Genomic DNA, 24328 nt, shown 5'->3' with positions numbered 1-24328 from the left:
CGCCCCGTACGTCCCGTGTCAGTCTCCGGCTCGGTCCCCCGCGGGCGCGTGCTCGGCAGCGGTGCGCACGTCGACCTCGCGCCAGAAACCGGCCCGGATCGCATAGCGGTCGTGCTCGTCGATCTGGTCGTCCTTGTGGGCGAGCAGGCCGAAACGGGCCGCATAGCGGAGGAGTTCCCCGTCGATGCGGTGCGGGATCCGGGGGTACATCGTCGACAGCTTCTGCAGGTTGTGCTGTTCCGGGAGGCGCGCCATCCAGCGTCGCGCGAACACCTGTCCGACCTCGTAGGGGTCGCCGCCGACGGTGGTGATGTCCTCCTCGCGGTCGGCCCAGCGCTGCTCGGCCGTGGTCAGCTGGGCGAGGGTGGGCAGCGCGGCGACCTCGGGGCCCTCGGCCGCGCCGCCGGGGCGCTCGACCCAGCCCTTGTCGGAGGACCAGCGCAGGGTGGCGTTGGCGGGGTGCTGGGCGGCGGCCTGAGTGCCGGGGCCGCGCAGGGCGGCCAGGTCCTTGGGGGTGGGCACGCCCTTGGCCGCGGCGATGCGGTGCTCGGCGGCGTGCTCGGTGTCCCGGCGGCCGTTGGCGGCGGGGGCGGCGTGCCGGTCGGGTGCCTCCGTCTCGGCGTGCTGCGCGGCGGCGGCGAGCGCGGACTCCGGCAGCGGCGCGGAGAGGATCGCGGCGATCTCCGGGCGGGGCGCGGGGGGCGGCGCGCAGATGCCGGTGAGCTCCTTGGGGCGTACGGCCTTGGTGATCCAGGCCCGGTCGAGCACGCGCCGCTCGTCGGCCTCGGCGACCAGGTCCTCGGACTGGTTGTAGTCGCCGTCGGCGGCCTGCACGGCCCAGAGGTGGACGGCGACGCCGTGCTCCTTGGCGGCCATCATGCCGGGCAGCAGATCGCCGTCGCCGGTGACGAGCACGACGTCGGAGCAGGCGCGGTTGCGGGCCAGTTCGGTCAGTTCGGCGTGCATCGCGGCGTCCACGCCCTTCTGCGCCCACCGGCCGTCGCTGCGGGTCAGGGCGCCGAGCCGGACCGTCACGCGCGGCATGACGCGCAGCCGCCGGTGCTCGGGCTGCGGCACCCGGTCCGGGGCCCCGTCGAACCAGTAGATGCGCAGCAGGGGGCGCTCGGTGTCCGCTTCCGCGCGTTCGCGCAGGCCCTGGATCAGGGCGCTGTGATCGACGGTGATCCGGGACCTGGACGGTTCACCCGCGAGGAGACTCGCGGCGGCGCCCAGCAGATACCCGGCGTCCACCAGGACGATGCAGCGATCCACGCGGTCCACCCTCTTTCCCAGGAGGTTCCAGAACAGTGCCCGGAGGTCTCTGGACGTTCCCTCGAAGGCCCACGAAGACACCCTGTCAGGACAACGAATCAGGGGTGCGGGTCCGCGTCGGGTTTCCTTCGAGTCTGCCCGACCCGGCGAAGGTTAACGGCCGGAACTCGATCTTCGGCGTGGCGCATCGGCGGATCGTCCGCCGACAGGCCTTATTACGCACGGTAATTCTCTGAAATGCACACTTGTGCCCCATATGTGAGTCTGGCCGTGTCATGGCCCCCAGATCCCCTTCAGGAGGAAGATCACCATGGCCAAGAACAAGAATCGCAAGCAGGGCGGCCAGCAGGACCGCGCCTCGCAGGCCGAGCAGGCGCAGGAGCAGGCCAAGTCGACCGCGACGGAGGCCCAGTCCCCCCTGCAGTCGCAGGCCCAGGGCAGCCCCGCGGATGTTGCTCGTAAGCACCAGCGTCGCTTCGGCCACAACTGACGCGTCCTACTCAACTGACGCATGACCAGGCACACATGAGGGGCGCACCCGATGCGGGTGCGCCCCTTGCCGTGCGGTGACGTCAGTCGGTGAAGCAGTGCCGCCCGTCAGTCGGTGAAGCCGTGCCGCTCGTGGGCGACCATGAACGTGCTCGGCCTCTGCAGCTCGGACAGGCCCGGCCGCGCGACCGAGCGGCCGCCCTGGAGGAGCGCGTACGCGGCCCGCACGTGCCGCACCCGGTCGGTGAACTCCATCCGCGGGAAGTAGGACCGCAGCGCCAGGCGCGTGGCCTCCGGGGACTGGTGCGTCTCCCGCATCAGAAATACGGCCTTGTCGACAGCGGCAGCGTTCACGGCTCTCAACCTCACACGCGAGAAGAAGTAGATGCAGTATGCATCTTACTCCTCCCGGTGTCCGTTTTGGATAAGTAAGAGACGGGTCAAGCTAAGAGACGGGTCAAGTAAGGGCCGGGTCAGCCCGCCAGGCAGGACGGGCCGAGCAGCACCTTGAGGTCGCCGAAGAGCGCGGGGTCCGGCTTCACACGGTGCCGGTCGAGCCGCAGCACCGTGGTCTTCTGGGCCCCCTGGAGCTTGATCCGCACCTCACTGTTGCCCCGGTGGTGGCTGAGGACCTCGCCGAGGCGGGTGACCATCGGCGGGCTCACCTTGACCGTGGGGATGGTGATCACCACGGGCGCGTTGGTGCCCGCGTTCGACAGGTCGGGGACCTGCATCTCCATGGCGACGAGGCGGGGTACGTCCTCGCGCTTGTCGAGGCGTCCCTTGACGAACACCACGGCGTCCTCGACGAGTTGGGTGGAGACGAGCTGGTAGGTCGCCGGGAAGAACATGCACTCGATCGAGCCCGCGAGGTCCTCGACCGTGGCGATGGCCCAGGCGTTGCCCTGCTTGGTCATCTTGCGCTGGAGCCCGGAGATGATGCCGCCGATGGTGACGATCGAGCCGTCCGAGTAGTCACCGCCGGTGAGCTGCCCGATGCCCGCGTCCGCCTTGTCGGACAGGACGTGCTCCAGACCGAACAGCGGGTGGTCGGAGACGTACAGACCGAGCATCTCCCGCTCCTGCGCGAGCAGATAGGTCTTCTCCCACTCGTCGGTGGAGAACTCCACGTCGAGCCCGAAGCCGGGCTCGTCGCCGCCCGACTCGTCGCCCATCCCGCCGAAGAGGTCGAACTGGCCCTCGGCCTCCTTGCGCTTGACCGCCACGACGTTGTCGATCATCGGCTCGTACTGCGCGGTGAGGCCCTTGCGGGTGTGCCCCATCGTGTCGAAGGCGCCCGCCTTGATCAGCGACTCCGTGGTGCGCTTGTTGCAGGCGGTCGCCTCGACCTTGTCGAGGTAGTCGGGGAAGGAGGTGAACTTCCCCTTCGCCTTGCGCGAGCGGATGATCGACTCCACCACGTTGGTGCCGACGTTGCGCACCGCCTCCAGGCCGAAGAGGATCACGTCGTCGCCCTGGGCGGCGAAGTTGTGCACCGACTCGTTCACGTTCGGCGGCAGCACCTTGATGCCCATGCGCCGGCACTCGTTGAGGTAGACGGCCGACTTGTCCTTGTCGTCCTTCACCGAGGTGAGCAGCGCGGCCATGTACTCGGCCGGGTAGTTCGCCTTGAGGTACGCGGTCCAGTAGGTGACCAGGCCGTACGCGGAGGAGTGCGCCTTGTTGAACGCGTACCCGGCGAAGGGGACCAGGACGTCCCACAGGGCCTGGATCGCGGCGTCCGAGTAGCCGTTCTTGCGGGCGCCCGCCTGGAAGAGGACGAAGTTCTTCTCCAGCTCCTCGGGCTTCTTCTTGCCCATCACGCGGCGCAGGATGTCGGCTTCGCCGAGCGAGTAGCCGGCGACGATCTGCGCGGCCTTCTGCACCTGCTCCTGGTACACGATGAGGCCGTAGGTGAGGCCCAGCGTCTCCTTCAGGGGCTCTTCGAGCTCCGGGTGGATCGGCGTGATCTCCTGGCGGCCGTTCTTGCGCTCCGCGTAGTTCGTGTGCGAGTTCATGCCCATCGGGCCCGGCCGGTACAGGGCCGAGACGGCGGAAATGTCCTCGAAGTTGTCGGGCTGCATCTGGCGGAGCAGCGAGCGCATCGGGCCGCCGTCGAACTGGAAGACGCCGAGTGTGTCACCGCGGCAGAGCAGTTCGAAGGTCTTCGGGTCGTCGAGCGGGAGGGAGAGCATCTCCAGGTCGATGCCCTTGCCGGCCCGCACCATCTTGACGGCGTCGTCCATGATGGTGAGGTTGCGCAGGCCCAGGAAGTCCATCTTGAGCAGGCCGAGCGACTCGCACTGGGGGTAGTCCCACTGCGTGATGGTCACGCCGTCGGTGTGCCGCACCCAGATCGGCGCGTGGTCCACGATCGGCTCGCTGGACATGATCACGCCGGCCGCGTGCACACCCATCTGCCGGACCAGGCCCTCGACGCCCTTGGCGGTGTCGATGACCTTCTTCACGTCCGGTTCGTTCTCGTACATCCCCCGGATCTCGCCCGCCTCGCTGTAGCGCGGGTGCTTGGGGTCGGTGATGCCGGAGAGGTCGATGCCCTTGCCGAGGACGTCGGCGGGCATGGCCTTGGTGAGGCGGTCGCCCATCGCGTACGGATAGCCGAGCACGCGCGCGGAGTCCTTGATGGCGTTCTTCGCCTTGATCTTGCCGTACGTGCCGATCATGGCGACCTTGTCGGCGCCGTACTTCTCCGTCACGTACCTGATCACCTCGACGCGCCTGCGCTCGTCGAAGTCGATGTCGACATCGGGCATGGAGACGCGCTCGGGGTTGAGGAACCGCTCGAAGATCAGGCCGTGCGTGATCGGGTCGAGGTCGGTGATGCCCATGGCGTACGCGACGATCGAGCCGGCCGCGGAGCCTCGGCCCGGGCCCACCGCGATGCCGTTGTTCTTGGCCCACATGATGAAGTCGGCGACCACCAGGAAGTACCCCGGGAACCCCATCTGGATGATGATGTCCATCTCGTACTCGGCCTGCTTCTGCCGGTCCTCGGGGACACCGCCCGGGTAGCGGCGCTCCATGCCGCGCCGGACCTCCTCCTGGAACCAGGTGACCTCGGTGAAGCCCTCCGGGATGTCGAACTTCGGCATCAGGTCGCGCTTCTCGAACATGCCGGTCGTGTCGATCTGCTCCGCGACCAGCAGCGTGTTGCGGCAGCCCTCCTGCCACGCGTCCGAGGAGTCGATCGCGTACATCTCGTCCGTCGACTTCAGGTAGTAGCCCGTGCCGTCGAAGCGGAAGCGGTCCGGGTCCGAGAGGTTCTTGCCGGTCTGGATGCAGAGCAGGGCGTCGTGCGCGACGGACTCGTGCGCGTACGTGTAGTGCGAGTCGTTCGTCACCAGGGGCGGGATGCCGAGCTTCTTGCCGACCCGGAGCAGGTCGTCGCGGACCCGGCGCTCGATGTCGATGCCGTGGTCCATCAGCTCCAGGAAGTACCGGTCCTTGCCGAAGATGTCCTGGTACTCGGCGGCGGCCTTCACGGCCTCGTCGAACTGGCCGAGGCGCAGCCGGGTCTGGAGCTCTCCGGAGGGGCAGCCGGTGGAGGCGATCAGCCCCTCCGACCACTGGGAGATGGTCTCCTTGTCCATACGCGGCCACTTCTGCAGCCAGCCCTCCGCATACGCGTCCGAGGAGAGCCGGAACAGATTGTGCAGACCCGTCTTGTTCGCCGCCCAGATCGTCTTGTGCGTGTAACCACCCGAACCCGACACGTCGTCGCGCTTCTGGTGCGGCTGGCCCCACTGGATCTTCCGCTTGTTCCGCCGCGACTCCGGCGCCACGTACGCCTCGATGCCGATGATCGGCGTCACGCCCGCCTTCTGCGCCGAGTGGAAGAAGTCGTACGCACCGTGCAGGTTGCCGTGGTCGGACATGGCGATGTGCGTCATGCCCATCTCATTGGCCGCGTTGAACATGTCCTTGAGCCGCGCGGCACCGTCAAGCAGCGAGTACTGGGTGTGCACGTGCAGGTGCGTGAAGGGCGGCTTGGTCACGGTGGAAGGCCTCCGGGAAACGCTGGGCTACAGGCTGCGGGCAGTCTGGGGGGACAGCGTGGAAGTCTAATCCGCGGCAGTGACACCCGGCGGGCACTCGGGGGTACGGTCGAGCGTTGGAAGGGGCGGAACACCTGTCCCGAAGGGGCGGAAGATCCCCTGTCCCCGGGAGCGGAGCGTCCGCCCCCGTGTCACGCACCACCCCCGTACCAGGAGGCACCCAGCGATGTCGGTCCCGCAGCCCAGCGCTGAGCAGCGCGGCGAGCAGATCCTCGCCGTCTTCGACACCGCGTTCGGCGAGCTCCTCGCCGCCGACCCCGCCGCGTTCCGGGTGAAGTTCCGGAAGATGGCGGCCTCCGCCTTCGCGTTCTACCGCGGCACGGCCTGCCTCTTCTACGCCGACCAGGAGCGCGAGCAGCACGGCGGCCCGTACCTGGACGAGCGCACCGGCCGGGTGTGGATCCACGGCGACCTGCACGCGGAGAACTTCGGCACGTACATGGACGCCCAGGGCCGTCTCATCTTCAACGTGAACGACTTCGACGAGGCGTACGTCGGCCCCTTCACCTGGGACCTGAAGCGCTTCGCCGCCTCCGTGGCCCTCATCGGCTACAGCAAGGCGCTGAGCGACGAGCAGATCACCGGCCTGGTGCGGGCGTACGCCACGGCGTACCGCGCGCGGATCCACGACCTGGCGACGGGCGCCAAGAGCGACGAGGTGCCGCCCTTCACGCTGGACACCGCCCAGGGCCCCCTCCTGGACGCGCTGCGCGACGCACGCTCGCTGACCCGGTTCAGCCTGCTGGACTCGATGACGGAGATCCGCGACTTCGAGCGCCGCTTCGCGCCGGGCGGCGGCTCCATCGAACTCGACGCCGCCACCCGCTACAAGGTGCTCGCCGCCTTCGACGGCTATCTGGAGACGCTGCCGGACTCCTCGCTCACCCGCCCCGACTCCTACCGCGTGAAGGACGTCGTCGGGCGCCGCGGCATCGGCATCGGCTCCGCGGGCCTGCCGTCGTACAACATCCTCCTGGAGGGCAACAGCGACGCCCTGGAGAACGACGTCGTGATCTACCTCAAGCAGGCCCAGACCCCCGCGGTCTCGCGCCACATCACCGACCCCGCGGTCCGCGGCTACTTCCAGCACGAGGGCCACCGCACGGTCATCTCGCAGCGCGCCCTGCAGGCGCACGCCGACCCGTGGCTGGGCTGGACCGAGCTGGACGGCGCGGGACAGCTGGTCGCCGAGGTGTCGCCGTACGCCGTGGACCTGGACTGGTCGGACATCGACGACCTGGACGAGATCACCGCGGTCGTCGCCGACCTGGGCCGCGCCACGGCCGCCATGCACGCCGCGGCGGACGACGAGAGCGGCCACTCGGAGCTGGTGCCGTTCTCCACCGAGCGCGCCATCGACGCCGCCATCGCCGCCGACGAGGAGGGCTTCGCGGAGCTGCTCGTGGACTTCGCCCACAGCTACGGGGCACGCGCGCGCGGCGACCACCAGATCTTCGTCGACCTGTTCCGCAACGGCCGGATCCCCGGCCTGTAGTCCTGCGGGGCCCCATCGCGGGGCTCCCACAGGAACACATGGCACACTCCTCGGCGATGGACATATCCGGGACGCAGCTCAGGGCCGTGCGCGCGGCGCTCTTCACGGCACTCGTCGTGACGCTCTCCGCCGCGTCGCACGTGCTGCTGTCCCGCGCTCCCCTGCCGCCGGCCACGGTCGCGGCGATCGCCGCCGCCGTCTTCGCCATCGCCTACGCGACGGCGGGGCACGAGCGGGGCTACGGCCACATCGCCGCCCTCCTGATCCCCCTGGAGCTGGCCGCCGACACGGTGTTCACCGCGGGCCAGCACGTCTGTTACGGCGAGGCCGGCGGCCCCGTCGCGGGCCCGCTGCGCGCCGTCGGCTTCGACGTGCTGTGCGGCGGCGCCCCCGTCGGCACCCCGCTGGCCCGGATGACCGCCGAGGGGCACGGCACCGCCTCGCTCCTCGCCGACATGGACCCGGGCGCCGCCTGGCTGCTGCTCGGCGCGCACATCGGTGTGGGCCTCCTCGCGGCGGCCTGGCTGCGGCGCGGCGAGCGGGCACTGGCCCAGCTGCTGCGCGCGGTCGGCGCGGCGACGTTCCGGCCGCTGCTGCTCGTGGTCGCGTCGGTGACCGCGCCGCGCCCGCCCGTACAGCGCCTGCCGCGCCCCGAGCGCCGGGCGCGGGTCACGCGTACGCGCCTGCTCGTGCACTTCGTGGGGCGGCGTGGACCGCCGTGCTCGGCCGCCTTCGCCTGAGCACCGCAGCCCCCTACGCAGTCACGTACCCGGAGAAGAAGATCATGAGCAAGCGCAACAGCCAGGCCGCCAAGTCCGCCGCCCGCGAGCGGATCCGCGCCCAGCAGGAAGCCGAGCGCAAGCGGGAGAAGCGCAAGCGGACCGTCATCGTCGGCGTCTCCATCGTCGCCGTCCTGGCCATCGCCGGCGGCGTCGGCTATGCCGTCATGCAGTCCAACGCGCCCTCGAAGTGGGAGGAGGCCGCCGACGCGAAGGTGGTCACCCCGGCGAACACCTCCGGCAAGAACGGCACCACGGTCACGATCGGCAAGTCCGCCACGAAGAACACGGTCCACCTGTACGAGGACCCGCGCTGCCCCGGTTGCGCGGCCATGGAGCAGTCCATCGGCTCCGCGATCGACAAGGGCATGAAGGACGGCGACTACAAGCTGACCTTCACCCTCGGAACCTTCCTCGACAACAACCTCTCGGGTGAGGGGTCGAAGAACGCCCTCAGCGCGCTCGGCGCCGCCCTCGACGTCAGCCCCGACGCGTTCCTGGAGTACAAGACCGCGCTGTACTCGACGAAGTACCACCCCGAGGAGACGGCCGACGACTTCGCCGAGGACGACTACCTCATCAAGGTCGCGAACACCGTGGACGCCCTCAAGGGCAACAAGAAGTTCAAGAGCGCCGTCGAGAAGGGGACCTTCGACCCCTGGGCGCTCAAGATGGGCGACTCCTTCCAGTCGGCCAAGGGCGTGGAGTCCACCCCGACCATCAAGATCAACGACAAGGTGGTCGAGACGCCGAAGACCCCCGACGCCTGGAAGGCGGCCCTGAAGAAGGCGGGCGTCACGAAGTAGCGAGCTCATCATCCCGTGCGAGGGGGGCGGACTTACCGGGTTCGCCCCCCTCGTGCGTGGACCGCTCAGTATCGTGATCGCCCGTGACCAGTCGAAACGATCTGCAGTCGTCGCTCAACTCCCCTGCTCCCAGCCGCCGTACGGTGGTCAAGGCCGCGGCCGCCACCGCCGCCCTCGGCGCCCCGCTCGCCGCGATACCCGCGCACGCCGCCGAGGGGCCGGCGTTCCACCACGGCGTGGCCTCCGGGGACCCGCTGCCCGACGGTGTCCTGCTGTGGACCCGGGTGACGCCCGTGCCGGACGCCGTGCCGGGCTCCGGCAAGGGGCCGGACACCGCGGTGAGTTGGGAGGTCGCCGAGGACAAGGGCTTCACCCGGGTCGTCGGCCGGGGCAGCACCACCGCGCGGGCGTCCGCCGACCACACCGTGAAGGCCGACGTAAGGGGCCTGCGCCAGGCGAGCACCTATTACTTCCGGTTCTCCGCGGGCGACGTCCACTCCCCCGTGGGCCGCACCCGCACCACCCCCGCGCCCGACGCCTCCGCGCACAACATCCGCTTCGGCGTGGTGTCCTGCGCCAACTGGGAGGCGGGGTACTTCTCCCCGTACCGCCACCTCGCGGCCCGCACCGAGCTCGACGCGGTGCTGCACGTCGGCGACTACATCTACGAGTACAAGAGCGGCGAGTACCCGGCTGCCGAGTACGTGGTGCGCCCGCACGAGCCCAGACACGAGATCACCACGCTCGCCGACTACCGCGTCCGGCACGGAGCCCACAAGACCGACCCCGACGCGCAGGCGATGCACGCCACGCACCCCGTCATCGCCATCTGGGACGACCACGAGTTCGCCGACAACGCCTGGTCGGGCGGTGCGGTCAACCACACCGACGGGACCGAGGGGAGCTGGGCCGCGCGCATGGCCGCCGCCAAGCAGGCCTACTTCGAGTGGATGCCGGTGCGCCCCTCCACCGAGGGCACCGTCTACCGCCGCGTCCGCTACGGCAAGCTCGCCGATCTGCACCTGCTCGACCTGCGGTCCTTCCGCTCCGAGCAGGCGGGAGTCGGCAGCGGCTCGGTCGACGACCCGGACCGTACGATCACCGGCCGCGCCCAGCTCGACTGGCTGAAGGCGGGCCTCGCCGCGTCGGACGCCGCCTGGAAGCTGGTCGGCACCTCGGTGATGATCTCGCCGGTCGCCTTCGGCTCCCTGCCGGCCCACCTGCTGAAGCCCCTCGCGAAGCTGCTCGGCCTGCCGGAGGAGGGCGTGGCCGTCAACACCGACCAGTGGGACGGCTACACCGACGACCGCAAGGAGCTCATCGCCCACCTGCGCGAGAGGAAGATCCAGAACACCGTCTTCCTGACCGGTGACATCCACATGGCCTGGGCGAACGACGTGCCGGCCACGGCGGCCACGTACCCGCTCTCCGCCTCCGCCGCCACGGAGTTCGTGGTCACGTCGGTGAGCTCCGACAACGTCGACGACCTGCTGCACGTCGCCCCGCACACGCTCTCGCTCGTGGCCGTCGGCGCCATCAAGGCCGCCAACCGCCATGTGAAGTGGCTGGACATGGACTCGCACGGCTACGGGGTCCTCGACGTCACCGCCGAGCGCTCGCAGATGGACTACTACGTGATCTCCGACCGGGCCGACCCCGGGGCGACCTCGTCCTGGGTCCGTTCGTACCGCACGCTCAGCGGCACGCAGAAGGTCGAGCGGGTGGACGCGCCGGTGCGCTGACGCGCGGGGGCGGCCAGCGGGACGACGGCCCGGGGGACGGCCAGAGGGGACGGCTGGGGGGGACGGCTAGAGCGTCTCCAGGAAGCCGAGTGCCGTGCGCCACGTCGCCTCGGCGGCCTGCGCGTCGTAGTCGTCCAGGTCCGGGTCGGTGTAGAGGTGTCCGGCGCCCGCGTAGCGGTAGACCTCCACATCGGCCCCCGTCCGCCCCATCCGCAGGTACCAGGCGCTCAGCCAGTCGTCGGACTCGAACGGGTCGGGCTCGGCGACGTGCAGCTGCACCGGCAGCTCGTCCACGGACGCGTTCTCCGCGATGTCGGAGGTGCCGTGCAGGAGCAGCAGGCCGCGGGCCCGCTCGTCGCCGAGGGCGAGGGTCTGCGCGGTCGCGGCGCCGAGCGCGAAGCCCGCGTAGACCAGGCCGCGCTCCGAGTAGGGCGCGGCGGCGAGGATCGCCCGCTTCAGGAGCTCGTCCTTGCCGAGCTCGTCCTGGAAGGCCCTTCCCTCCTCGACGTCGTCGAAGACGCGGCCCTCGAAGAGGTCCGGGGTCCACACCTCGTGCCCCGCGGCGCGCAGGCGGCCGGCCGCCGCGTGCACCGCGGGCCGCAACCCGTACGTCGAGTGGAAAAGCATGATGTTCATGGGGCCATCGTGCCATTTGGCCCCGCCCACTACGCTCGGCGGCATGGAGAACGTACTGCGTCCGTTGATCGTGATCGGCGGCTCGGTCGTGCTCACGGTGATCGTCGGCTGGCTGGTCGACGTGCTGTTGCGCCGGGCCGACGAGCGGCACCACGAGACCCCGCTGTGGGGTCTGCTCCGCCGTGGCCGCGTCCCCCTGCAGGTCGTCCTGTGCACCGCCCTGCTGAGAGGCTCCTACGACCAGGCCAAGCTCACCAAGGACCACTCGGCGGTGACCGGCCAGATCCTCAACCTGGTCCTCATCGGCTCCACCGCCTGGCTGGTCGTGCGGATCGCGGCGGCGATCGTCGAGTCGTCGTACGCCCGGTACGCGGCCATGCACCGGGACCCGGCCCGGGTCCGCCGGGTCCGCACCCAGGTGACCCTCATCCAGCGGGTGGTCACCGCGATCGTCGGTGTGGTGGCCGTCGCCGCGATGCTGCTCACGTTCCCCGCCATGCAGGCGGCGGGTGCCTCGCTGCTCGCCTCCGCCGGCATCCTGGGCATCGTCGCCGGTGTCGCCGCCCAGTCCACCCTCGGCAACCTCTTCGCCGGACTGCAGATCGCCTTCGGCGACATGGTGCGGCTCGGGGACACGGTGGTGGTGGACGGCGAGTGGGGCACGGTCGACGAGATCACGCTGACCTTCCTGACCGTCCGGACCTGGGACGAGCGCCGGATCACCATGCCCGTGTCGTACTTCACGGCGAAGCCCTTCGAGAACTGGTCGCGGGGCGGCGCGGAGATGACCGGCACCGTCTTCTTCCAGCTGGACCACTCGGCGCCGATCGCGCTGATGCGCGAGCGGCTCCACGACATCCTGCGCGACTGCGCGGCGTGGGACGGCAGGGACTGGGGCCTCGCGGTCACGGACACCACGACGAGCACCATCCAGGTCCGCGCCCTGGTCACCGCGAAGGACGCGGACGACATATGGACGGTGCGGGTCACGGTGCGCGAGCAGATGATCCGCTGGCTCACCGAGCACCACCCCTACGCGCTGCCGCGGGTCACCACCGTCTCGGCCGTCGAGCCGCTGACCAACGGCCACCGGTCGCGGTACGAGCCGCTCTCGCCGCAGGTGCCGCGCACGGGCCGCGGCTGAGGCGCCGACGGCCGGCCCGCCCGGTGCTCAGCGCAGGCTGCGTACGTCGAGGTGGCGCAGGACCCGGTCGACGACCTCCGGGTCGGCGCCGGGTTCGCTGCGCGCCGCGAGCACCTCGTGGCGGGCGGCCGACATCATGTCGCGCTGGATGCGCTGGACGGCCTTGAGGCGGTCGACGCGCTTGGCGTACCGGGCGCGCCGCTCGTCGTCGAGCAGGTCGGGGCTGATCCTGGCGCCGATGTCGAGGGCGCCGCGGTGCAGCCGCTCGGAGAGGTCGTCGGGGAGTTCCTCGACGTCCTCGATCTCCTTGAGGCGCCGCTTGGCTGCCTTGGCCGCGCGGAGCGCGAGCGTCCGCTCCAGCTCGCGCTCCGCGTCGGCGTCCGCGCGTACGTTGAGCTTGCGGACCAGCCAGGGCAGGGTGAGCCCCTGGACGACGAGGGTCGCCATGATCACGCAGAACGCGATGAAGATGATCTCGTCACGGCCGGGGAACGGGCTCCCGTCGTCCGTCTTGAGCGGAATGGCGAGGGCCAGCGCCACAGAGGCCACGCCCCGCATCCCCGACCACCACATGACGACGGTCTCGCGCCAGGTGGTCGGGATCTCCTCGTCGACGTCCCGCCGCTTGTGCAGCCGCTTGGCCAGCCAGGTCGCGGGCAGCAGCCAGAGCAGCCGTACGCCGACCACGACGGCGACGATCGCCGCGCCCCAGCCGTACATCTGCCACTGGTGGCCCTTCGCGATGCCGAAGACGTTGTGCAGTTCGAGGCCGATGAGGCCGAACGCGATGCCGGTGACCAGGGTGTCGACGATCTGCCAGAAGGTCTGCCCGGTGATCCGGCCGAGCACGTCGTCGGCGTCGACGGCGTTCTCCGCGAGGTAGAGCGCCGTGGTGAGGACGGCGAGGACGCCGGAGCCGAGCAGCTCCTCGGCGAGCACATAGCTGACGAACGGCACGAGGAGGGTGAGGCCGGTCTGCAGGGTGGCGTCGCCGAGCAGCCCCATCAGCTTGTTGGTGAGCCAGCCGAGCACCAGGCCGACGAGGACGGCGACCACGCCGGACAGCACGAGCAGGCCCACGGCGGACGGCAGCGAGAAGGTGCCGCTCACCGCGGCCGCGATGGCCACGTGGTAGAGCACGATCGCCGTGACGTCGTTGAAGAGCCCCTCGCCCTCCAGGATCGACACCAGCCTGCGCGGCAGCCCGAGGGACCCGGCGACGGCGGTCGCGGCGACCGGGTCGGGCGGCGCCACCAGCGCACCGAGCGCCACGGCCGCGGCGAGCGGCAGCCCCGGCACTATGGCGTTGGCCATCGCCGCGACCGCCGCCGTCGTCACGAACACCAGCGCCACGGCGAGCAGGAAGATGGGCCGGATGTTGGCCGTGAACTGCCGCCACGAGGTGCGCTGCACGGAGGCGTAGAGCAGCGGCGGCAGGACCAGCGGAAGGATGTAGTCGGGCGGGATCTCGACGTTGGGCACGAACGGCAGCAGCGCCATGCCGATCCCCGCGAGCGTCATCAGGACCGGTGCGGGCAGCCCGAGCCGGTCGCCCAGCGGAACCGTGATCACGGCACCGAGCAGCAAGATGAGCACCAGCGCCAGTTGGTCCACGGTGTGCACTCCGGGTCGAGATTCGAACGATCAAGACCTCAACCCTGCCACGCAATCACCGCGAACCCGGACCAATGCCCTTCGACGCCTTCGCGCGGCGGGGTCGCCGTCAGCGGTCCAGCGGCTTGCGCATCGCCCGGTGCGGGATCCCCGCGTCGGGGAACTCCGGTCCGTACACCTCGTACCCCAGGCGTTCGTAGAAACCCAGGGCATGTGTCTGTGCGTGCAGGTCGACGGCGGTCAGGCCGCGCGCGCGGGCCGCGTCCTCGATGGCGCGGACCAGGGCGGCCCCCACGCCCAGCCCGCGCGCGGCCCGGGTCACCGCGAGCCGGCCGAGGGCGCCCACTGCGGCGTCCCCGCCGTTCTTCGCGGCGGCGGCCGCGCCGGTCAGGAGCCGTCCGGTGCCCAGCGGGACACCGTCCTCGCGCACGGCCAGGACGTGCACCGCCCCGGCGTCGTACGCGTCGTACTCCAGCTCTTCGGGCACCTGCTGCTCGGCCACGAAGACGTCCTTGCGGACCGCGAAGCAGGCCTCCAGGTCGTCGGTGCCCGCCGCGACCCGGACGGTCACCGCGGTCACGAGCTCTCCGCGCGCACCCGGTCCAGCGCCAGCTGCAGGTCGTCGGGGTACTGGCTCTCGAACTCCGCCCACTGGCCGTCGCCCGGGTGCTCGAAGCCGAGCCGGACGGCGTGCAGCCACTGGCGGGTGAGGCCGAGGCGCTTGGCGAGGGTCGGGTCCGCGCCGTACGTCAGGTCGCCGACGCAGGGGTGGCGGTGCGCCGCCATGTGCACGCGGATCTGGTGGGTGCGGCCCGTCTCCAGCTTGATGTCGAGCAGCGAGGCAGCGCGGAACGCCTCGATGAGGTCGTAGTGCGTCACGGAGGGCTTGCCCTCGGCGGTGACCGCCCACTTGTAGTCGTGGTTCGGGTGGCGGCCGATGGGGGCGTCGATGGTGCCGCTCATCGGGTCGGGGTGGCCCTGGACCAGCGCGTTGTAGCGCTTGTCGACCGTGCGCTCCTTGAACTGGCGCTTCAGCGAGGTGTACGCGCGCTCGGACTTGGCGACCACCATCAGACCGGAGGTGCCGACGTCCAGGCGGTGCACGATGCCCTGGCGCTCGGCGGCGCCGGAGGTGGAGATCCGGTAGCCCGCGGCGGCGAGGCCGCCGATCACGGTCGTGCCGGTCCAGCCGGGGCTCGGGTGCGCGGCCACGCCGACCGGCTTGACGATCACGACGATGTCGTCGTCGTCGTGCACGATCTCCATGCCCTCGACGGGCTCGGCGACGATCTGCACGGCAGCGGGCGCCTGTGGCATCTCCACTTCCAGCCAGGCGCCGCCGTGCACCCGCTCGGACTTGCCGACCACCGAGCCGTCGACCGCGACCTTCCCCGCCGCGGCGAGCTCGGCGGCCTTCGTACGGGAGAACCCGAACATGCGCGAGATGGCGGCGTCGACGCGCTCGCCCTCCAGGCCGTCCGGCACGGGCAGGGTTCGGATCTCGGGAATCGTGCTCACCCATTGAGTATGCAGGAGCCCACCGACACTCCCGCACCACAGCCCTTCGTACCGCCCGGGCCCCGGGGTCTCAGTCCTTGTGGACCGTGCCGTCCGGGTCCAGGCCGCGGAAGGAGAGCAGCACGATCAGGATGCCGCCGCAGACGATCGCCGAGTCCGCGAGGTTGAAGACCGCGAAGCCCTTCGGGGCGATGAAGTCGACCACGGCGCCCTCGAAGACGCCGGGCGCGCGGAAGAGGCGGTCGGTGAGGTTGCCCAGGGCGCCGCCGAGCAGCAGGCCGAGCGCGATGGCCCACGGCAGGCTGTACAGCTTGCGGGCGAGCCGCGCGATCACCACGATGACCGCCGCGGCGATGCAGGTGAAGATGATGGTGAAGGCCTCACCGAAGCCGAAGGCCGCGCCCGCGTTGCGGATGGCGGTGAGCCGCAGCCAGTCCCCGACGAGCTCGATCGAGTCGTGGTGCTCCAGCTTCGCGACCACGATCATCTTGCTGACCAGGTCCAGGGCGTACGCGACGACGGCCACCGCGAACAGCACGGCGATCCGGCGCCTGCCCTTGCCCGGGGCCGTGCCCTTGTCCGCCGATCCGGTGTCCGCCGAGCCCTTGTCCGCCGAGCCGTCCTGATCCGCGGCGGCACCGGACTGCTCCGGCTCCGCCCCGGCCTCCTCGGGGATGTCCGGCGTACCGATGATGCGCTCCGCCTCTGCCACGTGAGTCCCTCGACCTAGGTACCTGACTGGGGACGAGGGTACGGCACACGCGTACGGTCCCCGGCGCCCAGGCCGGGCTCAGTAGCGGCGTTCCTGCTTCTGCTTGCACTCCACGCACAGCGTCGCGCGCGGGAAGGCCTGCATCCGCGCCTTGCCGATCGGGTTGCCGCAGTTCTCGCAGAGCCCGTACGTCCCGGCGTCGAGCCGCTCCAGGGCCCGCTCGGTCTGTTCGAGCATCTCGCGCGCGTTGGCCGCGAGCGACATCTCGTGTTCCCGCGTGATGTTCTTCGTGCCGGTGTCCGCCTCGTCGTCGCCCGCCCCGTCGCCGGAGTCCCGCATCAGACCCGCGAGGGCCTCCTCGGAGGCGGCGATCTCGCTGCTGAGCCGCAGCGCCTCGCTCTGCAGGTCCGTGCGCGCCTCCGCGACCTCTTCCGGGGTCCACGGGTCCTCGCCGGGCCGGACCGCGAGCTCGCCGGGCTCCGCCGCGGTCCCGCGCGCCTTGGGCACCGCCGTCGCCGTCTTCGCCGCTGTCGCCGTGCCCGGAGTCTTCTTCGCAACCACCGTCGTGGCTCCCGTCGTCTCCGCGGCCTCAGCCGCGTCCTCGGCCGCGGACGCGGCCGTCTCCTTGACCGTGCTGGTGCTCTTCTTGGCAGCGCTCTTCTTGGTCGCGCTCTGGTGGGCCGCGCTCTTCTTGGTCGCGCTTTTCTTCGCGGCGGTCTTCTTGGTTGGGGCTTCTGCCGGAGGCTCGGCTTCCGCCGGGGCCTTCTTGGCAGCTGGCTTCTTCGCAGCCGCCTTCTTGGCCGCCGTTTTCTTCGGGGTGGCCTTCTTGGCGGCGGTCTTCGACGGCGGAGCCTCGGAGGCGGCCGTCTCCGTGGCCGCGGTCTTCTTGCTCTCGCCGACCTTGGTCACCGCCTTCTTGACCGCGGTCTTCTTGGCCACCGCCTTCTTCGCCTTGGCGACCGCCTTCTTCGCCGCGGCCTTCGGCCCGGCCGGCCCCGCCTCCTGCGACGGGTCCTCACCGCCTGCCCGCGCGGTGTCGGACACCTGCGCCGCCTTGGCCCCGTGCGTGCTCTTCTTGCCGCTCACATCCTTGGACGTCACCGCGGCCGCCCCGGTGGATCTGCCGGACGCCGACTGCTGTACGGCGGTCTTCTTCGCCACCATGGCCGCGGCCCCTTCACATATTGTGATCTTGCTCGCGAATCGTGCTGGGACGATAAATCGACTCCAGGCCCGCGGCAACGGGGCACGCCGCCCGATCCGCCCGCCCCGCGGGTACCGCGCGGCGAGTCTGCATGCGTTGTGCCCAACTCCCTGCCGGGTAATCCGCCGCCCGGCACCCGCCCGGAACCGCCCGACCCGCATGTCGCCATTCGGGTCAGTACGCCCCTGGTTCCCCACCCGCCCCACGGCTCCCAAAAAGCGGTCGGCCGCCCCCGCACCGGCGCCGTACACTGGGCGGCAGCGAGAAGCGTGGATGGGGACGAGTAGCGGCGTACGCAGCCATGAGCGACCCGGGGACGGTGTGAGCCCGGGGGCCAGCGCGACGTGAAGATCACCCCGGAGCCGCCGGAAGAAAGCCGCAGCCCTCGGGCCCGGCCGGTAGACCCGGTTTCGCGACCCCAATGAGGGGGCTCACCGGCACGAAACCCCGTTCCGGAGGGCCAAGGAGGGTGGTACCGCGGGAGCGCGCCGCACCAGGCGCACACAGCTCTCGTCCCTCCGACGGAAGGCAGCACATCCGTTGGAGGAGTTCGTCGATGACGCCGCCGCAGTACCGCCAGGTGCCCGCCCAGGTCGACCTGCCCGCCCTCGAGCACGCCGTGCTCGACTTCTGGCAAGAGCAGAAGATCTTCGCAAAGAGCCTCGCGCAGTCCGAGGGCCGCCCCGAGTGGGTGTTCTACGAGGGCCCGCCGACCGCCAACGGCATGCCGGGCGCCCACCACATCGAGGCCCGCGTCTTCAAGGACGTCTTCCCGCGCTTTCGCACCATGCGCGGCTACCACGTGGCCCGCAAGGCCGGCTGGGACTGCCATGGCCTGCCCGTGGAGCTCGCCGTCGAGAAGGAGCTCGGGTTCAACGGCAAGAAGGACATCGAGGCGTACGGCATCGCCGAGTTCAACGCCAAGTGCCGTGAGTCCGTGACCCGGCACACCGACGCCTTCGCCGACCTCACGACCCGCATGGGGTACTGGGTCGACCTCGACGACGCGTACCGCACGATGAACCCCGAGTACGTGGACTCGGTCTGGTGGTCCCTCAAGGAGATCTTCAACAAGGACCTCCTGGTCCAGGACCACCGCGTCGCCCCCTGGTGCCCCCGCTGCGGCACGGGCCTGAGCGACCACGAACTGGCGCAGGGCTACGAGACGGTCGTCGACCCCTCCGTCTACGTCCGTTTCCCCCTCACCTCCGGTCCCCTCGCGGGCGAGGCCGCCCTCCTGGTCTGGACGACGACCCCGTGGACCCTGGTGTCCAACACCGCCGTCGCCGCGCACCCCGACGTCACGTACGTCGTCGCGACCAACGGCGAGGAGAAGCTCGTCGTCGCCCGGCCGCTCGTCGAGAAGGCCCTCGGCGAAGGGTGGGAGACGACCGGCGAGACCTTCACCGGCGCCGAGATGGAGCGCTGGACCTACCAACGTCCCTTCGAGCTCGTGGAGTTCCCGGCTCCGGCGCACTACGTCGTCAACGCCGACTACGTCACGACCGAGGACGGCACCGGTCTGGTCCACCAGTCCCCCGCCTTCGGTGAGGACGACCTCAAGGTCTGCCGCGCGTACGGCCTTCCGGTCGTGAACCCGGTCCGTCCCGACGGCACCTTCGAGGAGGACGTGGCGCTCGTCGGCGGTGTCTTCTTCAAGAAGGCCGACGAGACCCTCACCAAGGACCTGGAAGAGCGCGGGCTGCTCTTCAAGCACATCGCGTACGAGCACAGTTACCCGCACTGCTGGCGCTGCCACACGGCGCTGCTCTACTACGCGCAGCCGTCCTGGTACATCCGCACCACGGCCATCAAGGACCGGCTCCTCCAGGAGAACGAGAAGACCAACTGGTTCCCGGACTCGGTCAAGCACGGCCGCTTCGGCGACTGGCTGACCAACAACGTCGACTGGGCGCTCTCCCGCAACCGCTACTGGGGCACCCCGCTGCCCATCTGGCGCTGCGAGGAGGAACACCTCACCTGCGTCGGCTCGCGCGCGGAGCTCTCCGACCTGACCGGCGCGGACCAGTCGGAGCTCGACCCGCACCGCCCGTTCATCGACGCGATCACCTTCGCGTGCCCGCAGGAGGGCTGCGGCAGCACCGCCACGCGCGTGCCCGAGGTCATCGACGCCTGGTACGACTCGGGTTCGATGCCGTTCGCGCAGTGGGGCTACCCGTACAAGAACAAGGAGCTCTTCGAGAGCCGCTACCCAGCGCAGTTCATCTCGGAGGCCATCGACCAGACGCGCGGCTGGTTCTACACGCTGATGGCAGTCGGCACCCTCGTCTTCGACAAGTCGAGTTACGAGAACGTGGTCTGCCTCGGTCACATCCTCGCCGAGGACGGCCGCAAGATGTCCAAGCACCTGGGCAACATCCTGCAGCCCATCCCGCTCATGGACCAGCACGGCGCCGACGCGGTGCGCTGGTTCATGGCGGCCGGCGGCTCCCCCTGGGCGGCCCGCCGGGTGGGCCACGGAACCATCCAGGAGGTCGTCCGCAAGACGCTCCTCACGTACTGGAACACGGTCGCCTTCCAGGCGCTGTACGCGCGTACGTCGGCGTGGGCACCCAGCGAGGCCGACCCGGCGCCCGCCGACCGGCCGATCCTGGACCGCTGGCTGCTCAGCGAGCTGCACGCGCTGACCGACCAGGTCACCCAGGCCCTGGAGAGCTACGACACCCAGCGCGCGGGCAAGCTCCTGTCCGTCTTCGTCGACAACCTCTCCAACTGGTACGTGCGCCGCTCCCGCCGCCGCTTCTGGCAGGGCGACAAGGCGGCCCTGCGCACCCTGCACGAGGTCGTCGAGACCGTCACGCGCCTGATGGCCCCGCTGACGCCGTTCATCACCGAGCGTGTCTGGCAGGACCTGGTCGTGCCCGTCACCCCGGACGCCCCGGAGTCGGTGCACCTCTCCTCCTGGCCGGAGGCGGACCTCTCCGCCATCGACCCGGAGCTGTCCCGGCAGATGCTCCTCGTCCGCCGCCTGGTGGAGCTGGGCCGCGCCACGCGCGCGGAGTCGGGCGTCAAGACCCGTCAGCCGCTCTCCCGCGCGCTGATCGCGGCCGCGGGCTTCGAGAAGCTGGGTCCGGAGTTGCGCGCCCAGATCACCGAGGAGCTGAACGTCTCCTCGCTTGCGACCCTCTCCGAGGTGGGCGGCTCCCTGGTGGACACGACCGCCAAGGCGAACTTCCGGGCCCTCGGCAAGCGCTTCGGCAAGGGCGTCCAGGCGGTCGCCAAGGCCGTCGCCGAGGCCGACGCGGCCGCGCTCTCCCTCGCCCTGCGCGAGGGCACGGCCTCGGTCGAGGTCGACGGCGAGACGGTGACGCTGGCCCCGGACGAGGTCATCATCACGGAGACCCCGCGCGAGGGCTGGTCGGTGGCCTCGGAGTCGGGCGCCACGGTCGCCCTCGACCTGGAGATCACCGAGGAGCTGCGCCGGGCCGGCCTGGCCCGTGACGCGATCCGGATGATCCAGGAGGCCCGCAAGAACAGCGGCCTGGACGTCGCGGACCGCATCGCCCTGCGCTGGACCTCCCCGGACGCGGTGGTCGTCACCGCCCTGTCCGACCACGCCGAGCTGATCGCGGACGAGGTCCTCGCCACGGACTTCGCCGAGGGCGAGGCCGACGACACCTTCGGGGAGCCGTTCACGGACGACGCCCTGAAGCTGACGTTCCGCCTCCGCAAGGCGTAAGCGCTCACGCAAAGGCCCGGTCCCGTTGAGGACCGGGCCTTTCGCGTACCCCGCGGCTCCTGAGCACACAAAAGGGCCGGGCCCCCAGATGTCTGGGGGCCCGGCCCTGAACGCTGCCGACGCCGCTACGGCGTGGGATCGCCCGTCAGTTGTCGTCCTCGTCGATGAGGAAGCCACGCATCGGCGACGGGGCCTGCTGCATCGGCTGCTGGCCCTGCGGCCGCACCGGCGCCATCGGCTGGGTCATCGCCGGCGACATCTGCTGCTGGCCGCCGTACGACGGGCCACCGGCGGACTGGTTGCCGCCGCCCATCGACTGGTTGCCGCCGTAGGACGGGGCACCGGCACCGGCCGGAGCCATCGACGGCGCCGGGGACGGCGGCAGCGAGGCGGTGGCCGGAGTACGCGGCGGGGCCAGCGAGTCGTCGGCCTGGGTCTCCAGCTGGCGCAGCTGCGACTCCAGGTAGGACTTCAGACGCGTGCGGTACTCGCGCTCGAAGCCGCGCAGGTCCTCGACCTTGCGCTCCAGCGTGGCGCGGGCGGACTCCAGGGAGCCCATCGCGACACGGTGCTTCTCCTGCGCGTCCCGCTCCAGGGCGTCGGCCTTGGCACGGGCGTCACGCTCGAGGCCCTCGGCACGCGAGCGCGCCTCGCCGACGATCTTGTTGGCCTCGGAACGGGCCTCCGCGATCGCCTGGTCGGCGGTCTGCTGCGCCAGGGAGAGCACACGGGCGGCGCTGTCGCCACCGGGACCCTGACCGGGCTGCGGCATCTGCGGACCGTGGCCGCCCATGGGACCGCCCATCGGGCCACCCATCGGACCCTGGCCCATGGGGCCGCCGGGACCCTGCGGACCGCCCTGCGGGCCGTGCCCACTGGGGCCTGCGGGCAGCTGCGGCGCACCGCCGGGCAGCTGCGGCGGGCCGCCCATGGGGCCGCCCATCTGCTGCTGCTGCGGCGGGACCGGCTGCGGACCCGATATTGCGGCGGGTACGGGGGCGCCGGGACCGCGCTGGTCCTGCGGCCCGTCGGGGCCGGGGCCCTTGCGCATGCCGCCCTGCTGCTGGTTCTGCGCGGCGGCACGGGTGGCCGCCGCGAGCTTGGCGCGCAGGTCCTCGTTCTCACGGAGGAGGCGGGTCAGTTCGGCTTCGACCTCATCGAGGAAGGCATCGACCTCGTCCTCGTCATAGCCTTCTCGGAGGCGGACGGTCGTGAACTGCTTGTTACGCACGTCCTCGGGGGTCAACGGCATCTCTTCACCTCAACGTAGTCGTCGGCATTCGGCAAGACCGTATCGTTCACAGCCAGCTCACTACGGTGATCAGGATGTAGACGATGATCATCAGTACGAAGAAGGACAGGTCGAGCGCCACGCCCCCGAGACGCAGCGGCGGAATGAACCGCCGCAGAAGCTTGAGCGGTGGATCAGTGACAGTGTAGGTGGCCTCCAGAACGACCACCATCGCCTTGCCGGGTTGCCATGAGCGGGCGAACTGGAAGACGTAGTCCATGACCAACCGGAAGATCAGCACGATGAGGAAGCACATCAGCGCGATGTAAAGCACCTGCCCGACCACGCTCATGTCCGCGGTTCCCTCTCCCCTGTTTCCCGTGCTCGTCGTTCCGGTACTGCGTCTACGGCAACTACTGCGTCTCAGCTCTGGTTGAAGAACCCGCCCTCTGCGATGCGAGCCTTGTCCTCCGCCGTTACATCGACGTTAGCAGGCGACAACAGGAACACCTTCTGCGTCACTCGTTCAATGCTGCCATGCAGACCGAAGACCAGACCGGCGGCAAAGTCGACAAGTCGCTTCGCATCCGTGTCGTCCATCTCGGTCAGATTCATGATCACCGGAGTGCCCTCGCGGAAGTGTTCCCCGATGGTACGGGCCTCGTTGTAGGTCCGGGGGTGCAATGTGGTGATGCGGTAGGGCTCCCGCTCGGACACGACCTTGGGCATGATCACCGGTGCGTTCTTCTCCAGGCTCTGGCGTTCAGGTGTGATGGATGCCACGGGGGCGATTCGTGCCGGACGTCCGGATTCCGCGGCCAGCGAAGCGGAATGCGGCGCCGGTTCACGCTGGGCGGGCGGCTGCACCACTCGTACCGATTCGTCCCGTTGTGACTGATGGGACTGGTGCGACTGATGGGACGGTTCGTGCCTTCTGCGGTCGCGCTCGGGCTCCGGCTCGGGTTCGAACTCGTCATCGGGGTCGAACCCCGGACCGTCGTACCCATCGTCCTCCACGAGGCCGAGGTAGACCGCCATCTTGCGCATCGCGCCGGCCATGCTCTGAGTCCTCCGCTCTGTGGTGGATCGGCTGTCGTCACCAACTGCCCGCGATCCACGAGGTATCCCCGCCGGATCAGCGGGAATGACCATATTTTCTGCTGTGGTCCGACTTCTTGGCGACGTTACCCGAGCCCGGGTCGGACTCCGAGTACCGCCGTACCGACGCGCACATGTGTCGCCCCGGCCGAAACGGCCTGCTCGAGGTCCGCACTCATCCCTGCTGACACCATGTTCGCAGCCGGATGGGTCGCGCGCATGAGGGTTGAGAATTCCATCAACCGCTCGAACGCCGCCTGTTGCCGCCCCGCGTACGGCCCGGTGAGCGGGGCGACGGTCATCAGACCGTCGATCCGCAGCCCCGGCGCCGCAGCCACGAGGTCGGCCAACTCCTCGATTCCGCCGGGTCCGACCCCACCCCGCTCGCCCCGCCCGTTCTCCTCGGCGTCGAGCGCGACCTGGATGAGGCACCCGACCTCGCGCTCCGCGCGCACCGCGGCCGCCGACAGAGTTGTGACGAGCTTGGGACGATCGACCGACTGCACCAGATCGGCATAACCGACCACGGAACGGACCTTGTTGGTCTGCAACTGGCCCACGAAGTGCCAGGTGAGGGGGAGATCCGCGCACTCGGCCGCCTTCGGCGCCGCGTCCTGGTCGCGGTTCTCCGCGACGTGCCGCACGCCGAGTTCCGAGAGGAGCCGCACATCGCTCGCCGGGTAGGTCTTCGTGACCACGATGAGGGTCACGTCCTCCCGCTTGCGTCCGGCCGCGGCGCACGCCGCGGCGATGCGCTCCTCGACCGCCGCCAGATTTGCCGCGAGTTGGGACTTGCGTTCCGTCATGCCCTA

At 70.2% G+C, this 24328-nt stretch carries 20 protein-coding genes; 7 read left to right on the top strand and 13 right to left on the bottom strand.

Annotated features, from left to right (window positions below; all coding sequences use genetic code 11):
* Positions 1 to 18 precede the first annotated feature (18 nt).
* A complete protein-coding gene (locus ACZ6CV_RS03300; protein ID WP_469249216.1) occupies positions 19 to 1272 on the bottom strand; it encodes an NYN domain-containing protein in 1254 nt (417 codons plus the stop codon).
* Between the two features lie 310 nt (positions 1273 to 1582).
* Between ACZ6CV_RS03300 and ACZ6CV_RS03295 the strand changes: the two genes are divergently transcribed.
* Positions 1583 to 1762, top strand: coding sequence for a hypothetical protein (locus tag ACZ6CV_RS03295; RefSeq protein ID WP_355813503.1), 180 nt, complete (start codon positions 1583 to 1585; stop codon positions 1760 to 1762).
* A 107-nt stretch (positions 1763 to 1869) separates the two neighbouring features.
* On the opposite strand, the gene ACZ6CV_RS03290 is transcribed toward ACZ6CV_RS03295, so the two are convergent.
* Complete coding sequence (locus tag ACZ6CV_RS03290; protein ID WP_362377042.1) at positions 1870 to 2115, bottom strand: hypothetical protein; 246 nt, start codon at positions 2113 to 2115, stop codon at positions 1870 to 1872.
* Between the two features lie 119 nt (positions 2116 to 2234).
* Complete coding sequence (gene dnaE / locus ACZ6CV_RS03285; protein WP_469249214.1) at positions 2235 to 5777, bottom strand: DNA polymerase III subunit alpha; 3543 nt, start codon at positions 5775 to 5777, stop codon at positions 2235 to 2237.
* 226 nt (positions 5778 to 6003) lie between these two features.
* Between dnaE and ACZ6CV_RS03280 the strand changes: the two genes are divergently transcribed.
* From ACZ6CV_RS03280 to ACZ6CV_RS03265, 4 genes are all read left to right on the top strand, one after another.
* Positions 6004 to 7332, top strand: a complete 1329-nt coding sequence (locus tag ACZ6CV_RS03280; RefSeq protein ID WP_362377039.1) for a DUF2252 domain-containing protein — start codon at positions 6004 to 6006, stop codon at positions 7330 to 7332.
* 56 nt (positions 7333 to 7388) lie between these two features.
* The gene (locus ACZ6CV_RS03275; protein WP_358705703.1) at positions 7389 to 8072 is read left to right on the top strand and encodes a hypothetical protein; all 684 of its coding nucleotides are present in this window, start codon (positions 7389 to 7391) and stop codon (positions 8070 to 8072) included.
* A gap of 44 nt (positions 8073 to 8116) precedes the next feature.
* The gene (locus ACZ6CV_RS03270; RefSeq protein WP_469249213.1) at positions 8117 to 8917 is read left to right on the top strand and encodes a DsbA family protein; all 801 of its coding nucleotides are present in this window, start codon (positions 8117 to 8119) and stop codon (positions 8915 to 8917) included.
* Positions 8918 to 9000: 83 nt separating this feature from the next.
* Positions 9001 to 10659 carry an alkaline phosphatase D family protein gene (locus tag ACZ6CV_RS03265; RefSeq protein WP_469249212.1) on the top strand — a complete coding sequence of 553 codons (1659 nt, stop codon included), beginning with the start codon at positions 9001 to 9003 and terminating at the stop codon, positions 10657 to 10659.
* A gap of 66 nt (positions 10660 to 10725) precedes the next feature.
* Here ACZ6CV_RS03265 and ACZ6CV_RS03260 read toward each other — a convergent pair whose 3' ends face one another.
* Complete coding sequence (locus ACZ6CV_RS03260) at positions 10726 to 11295, bottom strand: dienelactone hydrolase family protein (protein ID WP_469249211.1); 570 nt, start codon at positions 11293 to 11295, stop codon at positions 10726 to 10728.
* Positions 11296 to 11338: 43 nt separating this feature from the next.
* Between ACZ6CV_RS03260 and ACZ6CV_RS03255 the strand changes: the two genes are divergently transcribed.
* Positions 11339 to 12439, top strand: coding sequence for a mechanosensitive ion channel family protein (locus ACZ6CV_RS03255; RefSeq protein ID WP_469249210.1), 1101 nt, complete (start codon positions 11339 to 11341; stop codon positions 12437 to 12439).
* 27 nt (positions 12440 to 12466) lie between these two features.
* On the opposite strand, the gene ACZ6CV_RS03250 is transcribed toward ACZ6CV_RS03255, so the two are convergent.
* The 5 genes from ACZ6CV_RS03250 to ACZ6CV_RS03230 all read right to left on the bottom strand — a co-directional run bounded on the left by ACZ6CV_RS03250 (position 12467) and on the right by ACZ6CV_RS03230 (position 17447).
* Positions 12467 to 14053 (bottom strand): Na+/H+ antiporter, encoded by a 1587-nt coding sequence (locus tag ACZ6CV_RS03250; protein WP_355813523.1) that lies wholly within the window; start codon positions 14051 to 14053, stop codon positions 12467 to 12469.
* A gap of 109 nt (positions 14054 to 14162) precedes the next feature.
* Positions 14163 to 14633 carry a GNAT family N-acetyltransferase gene (locus ACZ6CV_RS03245; protein ID WP_358704482.1) on the bottom strand — a complete coding sequence of 157 codons (471 nt, stop codon included), beginning with the start codon at positions 14631 to 14633 and terminating at the stop codon, positions 14163 to 14165.
* Positions 14630 to 15571 (bottom strand): RluA family pseudouridine synthase, encoded by a 942-nt coding sequence (locus tag ACZ6CV_RS03240; RefSeq protein ID WP_362377031.1) that lies wholly within the window; start codon positions 15569 to 15571, stop codon positions 14630 to 14632. The genes ACZ6CV_RS03245 and ACZ6CV_RS03240 overlap by 4 nt, the downstream gene beginning before the upstream one ends.
* A gap of 70 nt (positions 15572 to 15641) precedes the next feature.
* Positions 15642 to 16283 carry a signal peptidase II gene (lspA, locus tag ACZ6CV_RS03235; protein ID WP_469249209.1) on the bottom strand — a complete coding sequence of 214 codons (642 nt, stop codon included), beginning with the start codon at positions 16281 to 16283 and terminating at the stop codon, positions 15642 to 15644.
* A 78-nt stretch (positions 16284 to 16361) separates the two neighbouring features.
* Entirely contained in the window at positions 16362 to 17447 is a 1086-nt protein-coding gene (locus ACZ6CV_RS03230) for a TraR/DksA family transcriptional regulator (RefSeq protein ID WP_469249208.1), read from the bottom strand.
* 596 nt (positions 17448 to 18043) lie between these two features.
* On the opposite strand from ACZ6CV_RS03230, the gene ileS reads away from it, so the two are divergent.
* On the top strand, positions 18044 to 21187 hold the full coding sequence (gene ileS / locus ACZ6CV_RS03225; RefSeq protein WP_469249207.1) for an isoleucine--tRNA ligase: 3144 nt from the start codon (positions 18044 to 18046) through the stop codon (positions 21185 to 21187).
* A 145-nt stretch (positions 21188 to 21332) separates the two neighbouring features.
* On the opposite strand, the gene ACZ6CV_RS03220 is transcribed toward ileS, so the two are convergent.
* The 4 genes from ACZ6CV_RS03220 to ACZ6CV_RS03205 all read right to left on the bottom strand — a co-directional run bounded on the left by ACZ6CV_RS03220 (position 21333) and on the right by ACZ6CV_RS03205 (position 24322).
* Positions 21333 to 22439 carry a DivIVA domain-containing protein gene (locus ACZ6CV_RS03220; RefSeq protein WP_469249205.1) on the bottom strand — a complete coding sequence of 369 codons (1107 nt, stop codon included), beginning with the start codon at positions 22437 to 22439 and terminating at the stop codon, positions 21333 to 21335.
* A gap of 46 nt (positions 22440 to 22485) precedes the next feature.
* The gene (locus ACZ6CV_RS03215) at positions 22486 to 22770 is read right to left on the bottom strand and encodes a YggT family protein (RefSeq protein WP_355813542.1); all 285 of its coding nucleotides are present in this window, start codon (positions 22768 to 22770) and stop codon (positions 22486 to 22488) included.
* A gap of 71 nt (positions 22771 to 22841) precedes the next feature.
* Positions 22842 to 23477 (bottom strand): cell division protein SepF, encoded by a 636-nt coding sequence (locus ACZ6CV_RS03210; RefSeq protein ID WP_361729959.1) that lies wholly within the window; start codon positions 23475 to 23477, stop codon positions 22842 to 22844.
* 125 nt (positions 23478 to 23602) lie between these two features.
* Positions 23603 to 24322: a YggS family pyridoxal phosphate-dependent enzyme gene (locus ACZ6CV_RS03205; RefSeq protein WP_469249203.1), complete on the bottom strand. Its 720-nt coding sequence runs from the start codon at positions 24320 to 24322 to the stop codon at positions 23603 to 23605.
* Positions 24323 to 24328 lie beyond the last annotated feature (6 nt).

Source organism: Streptomyces sp. NPDC041713 (genome assembly GCF_055591085.1).
The sequence above is the reverse complement of the archived record's forward strand: the minus strand, read 5'-3'. Positions and strand labels throughout refer to the sequence as shown.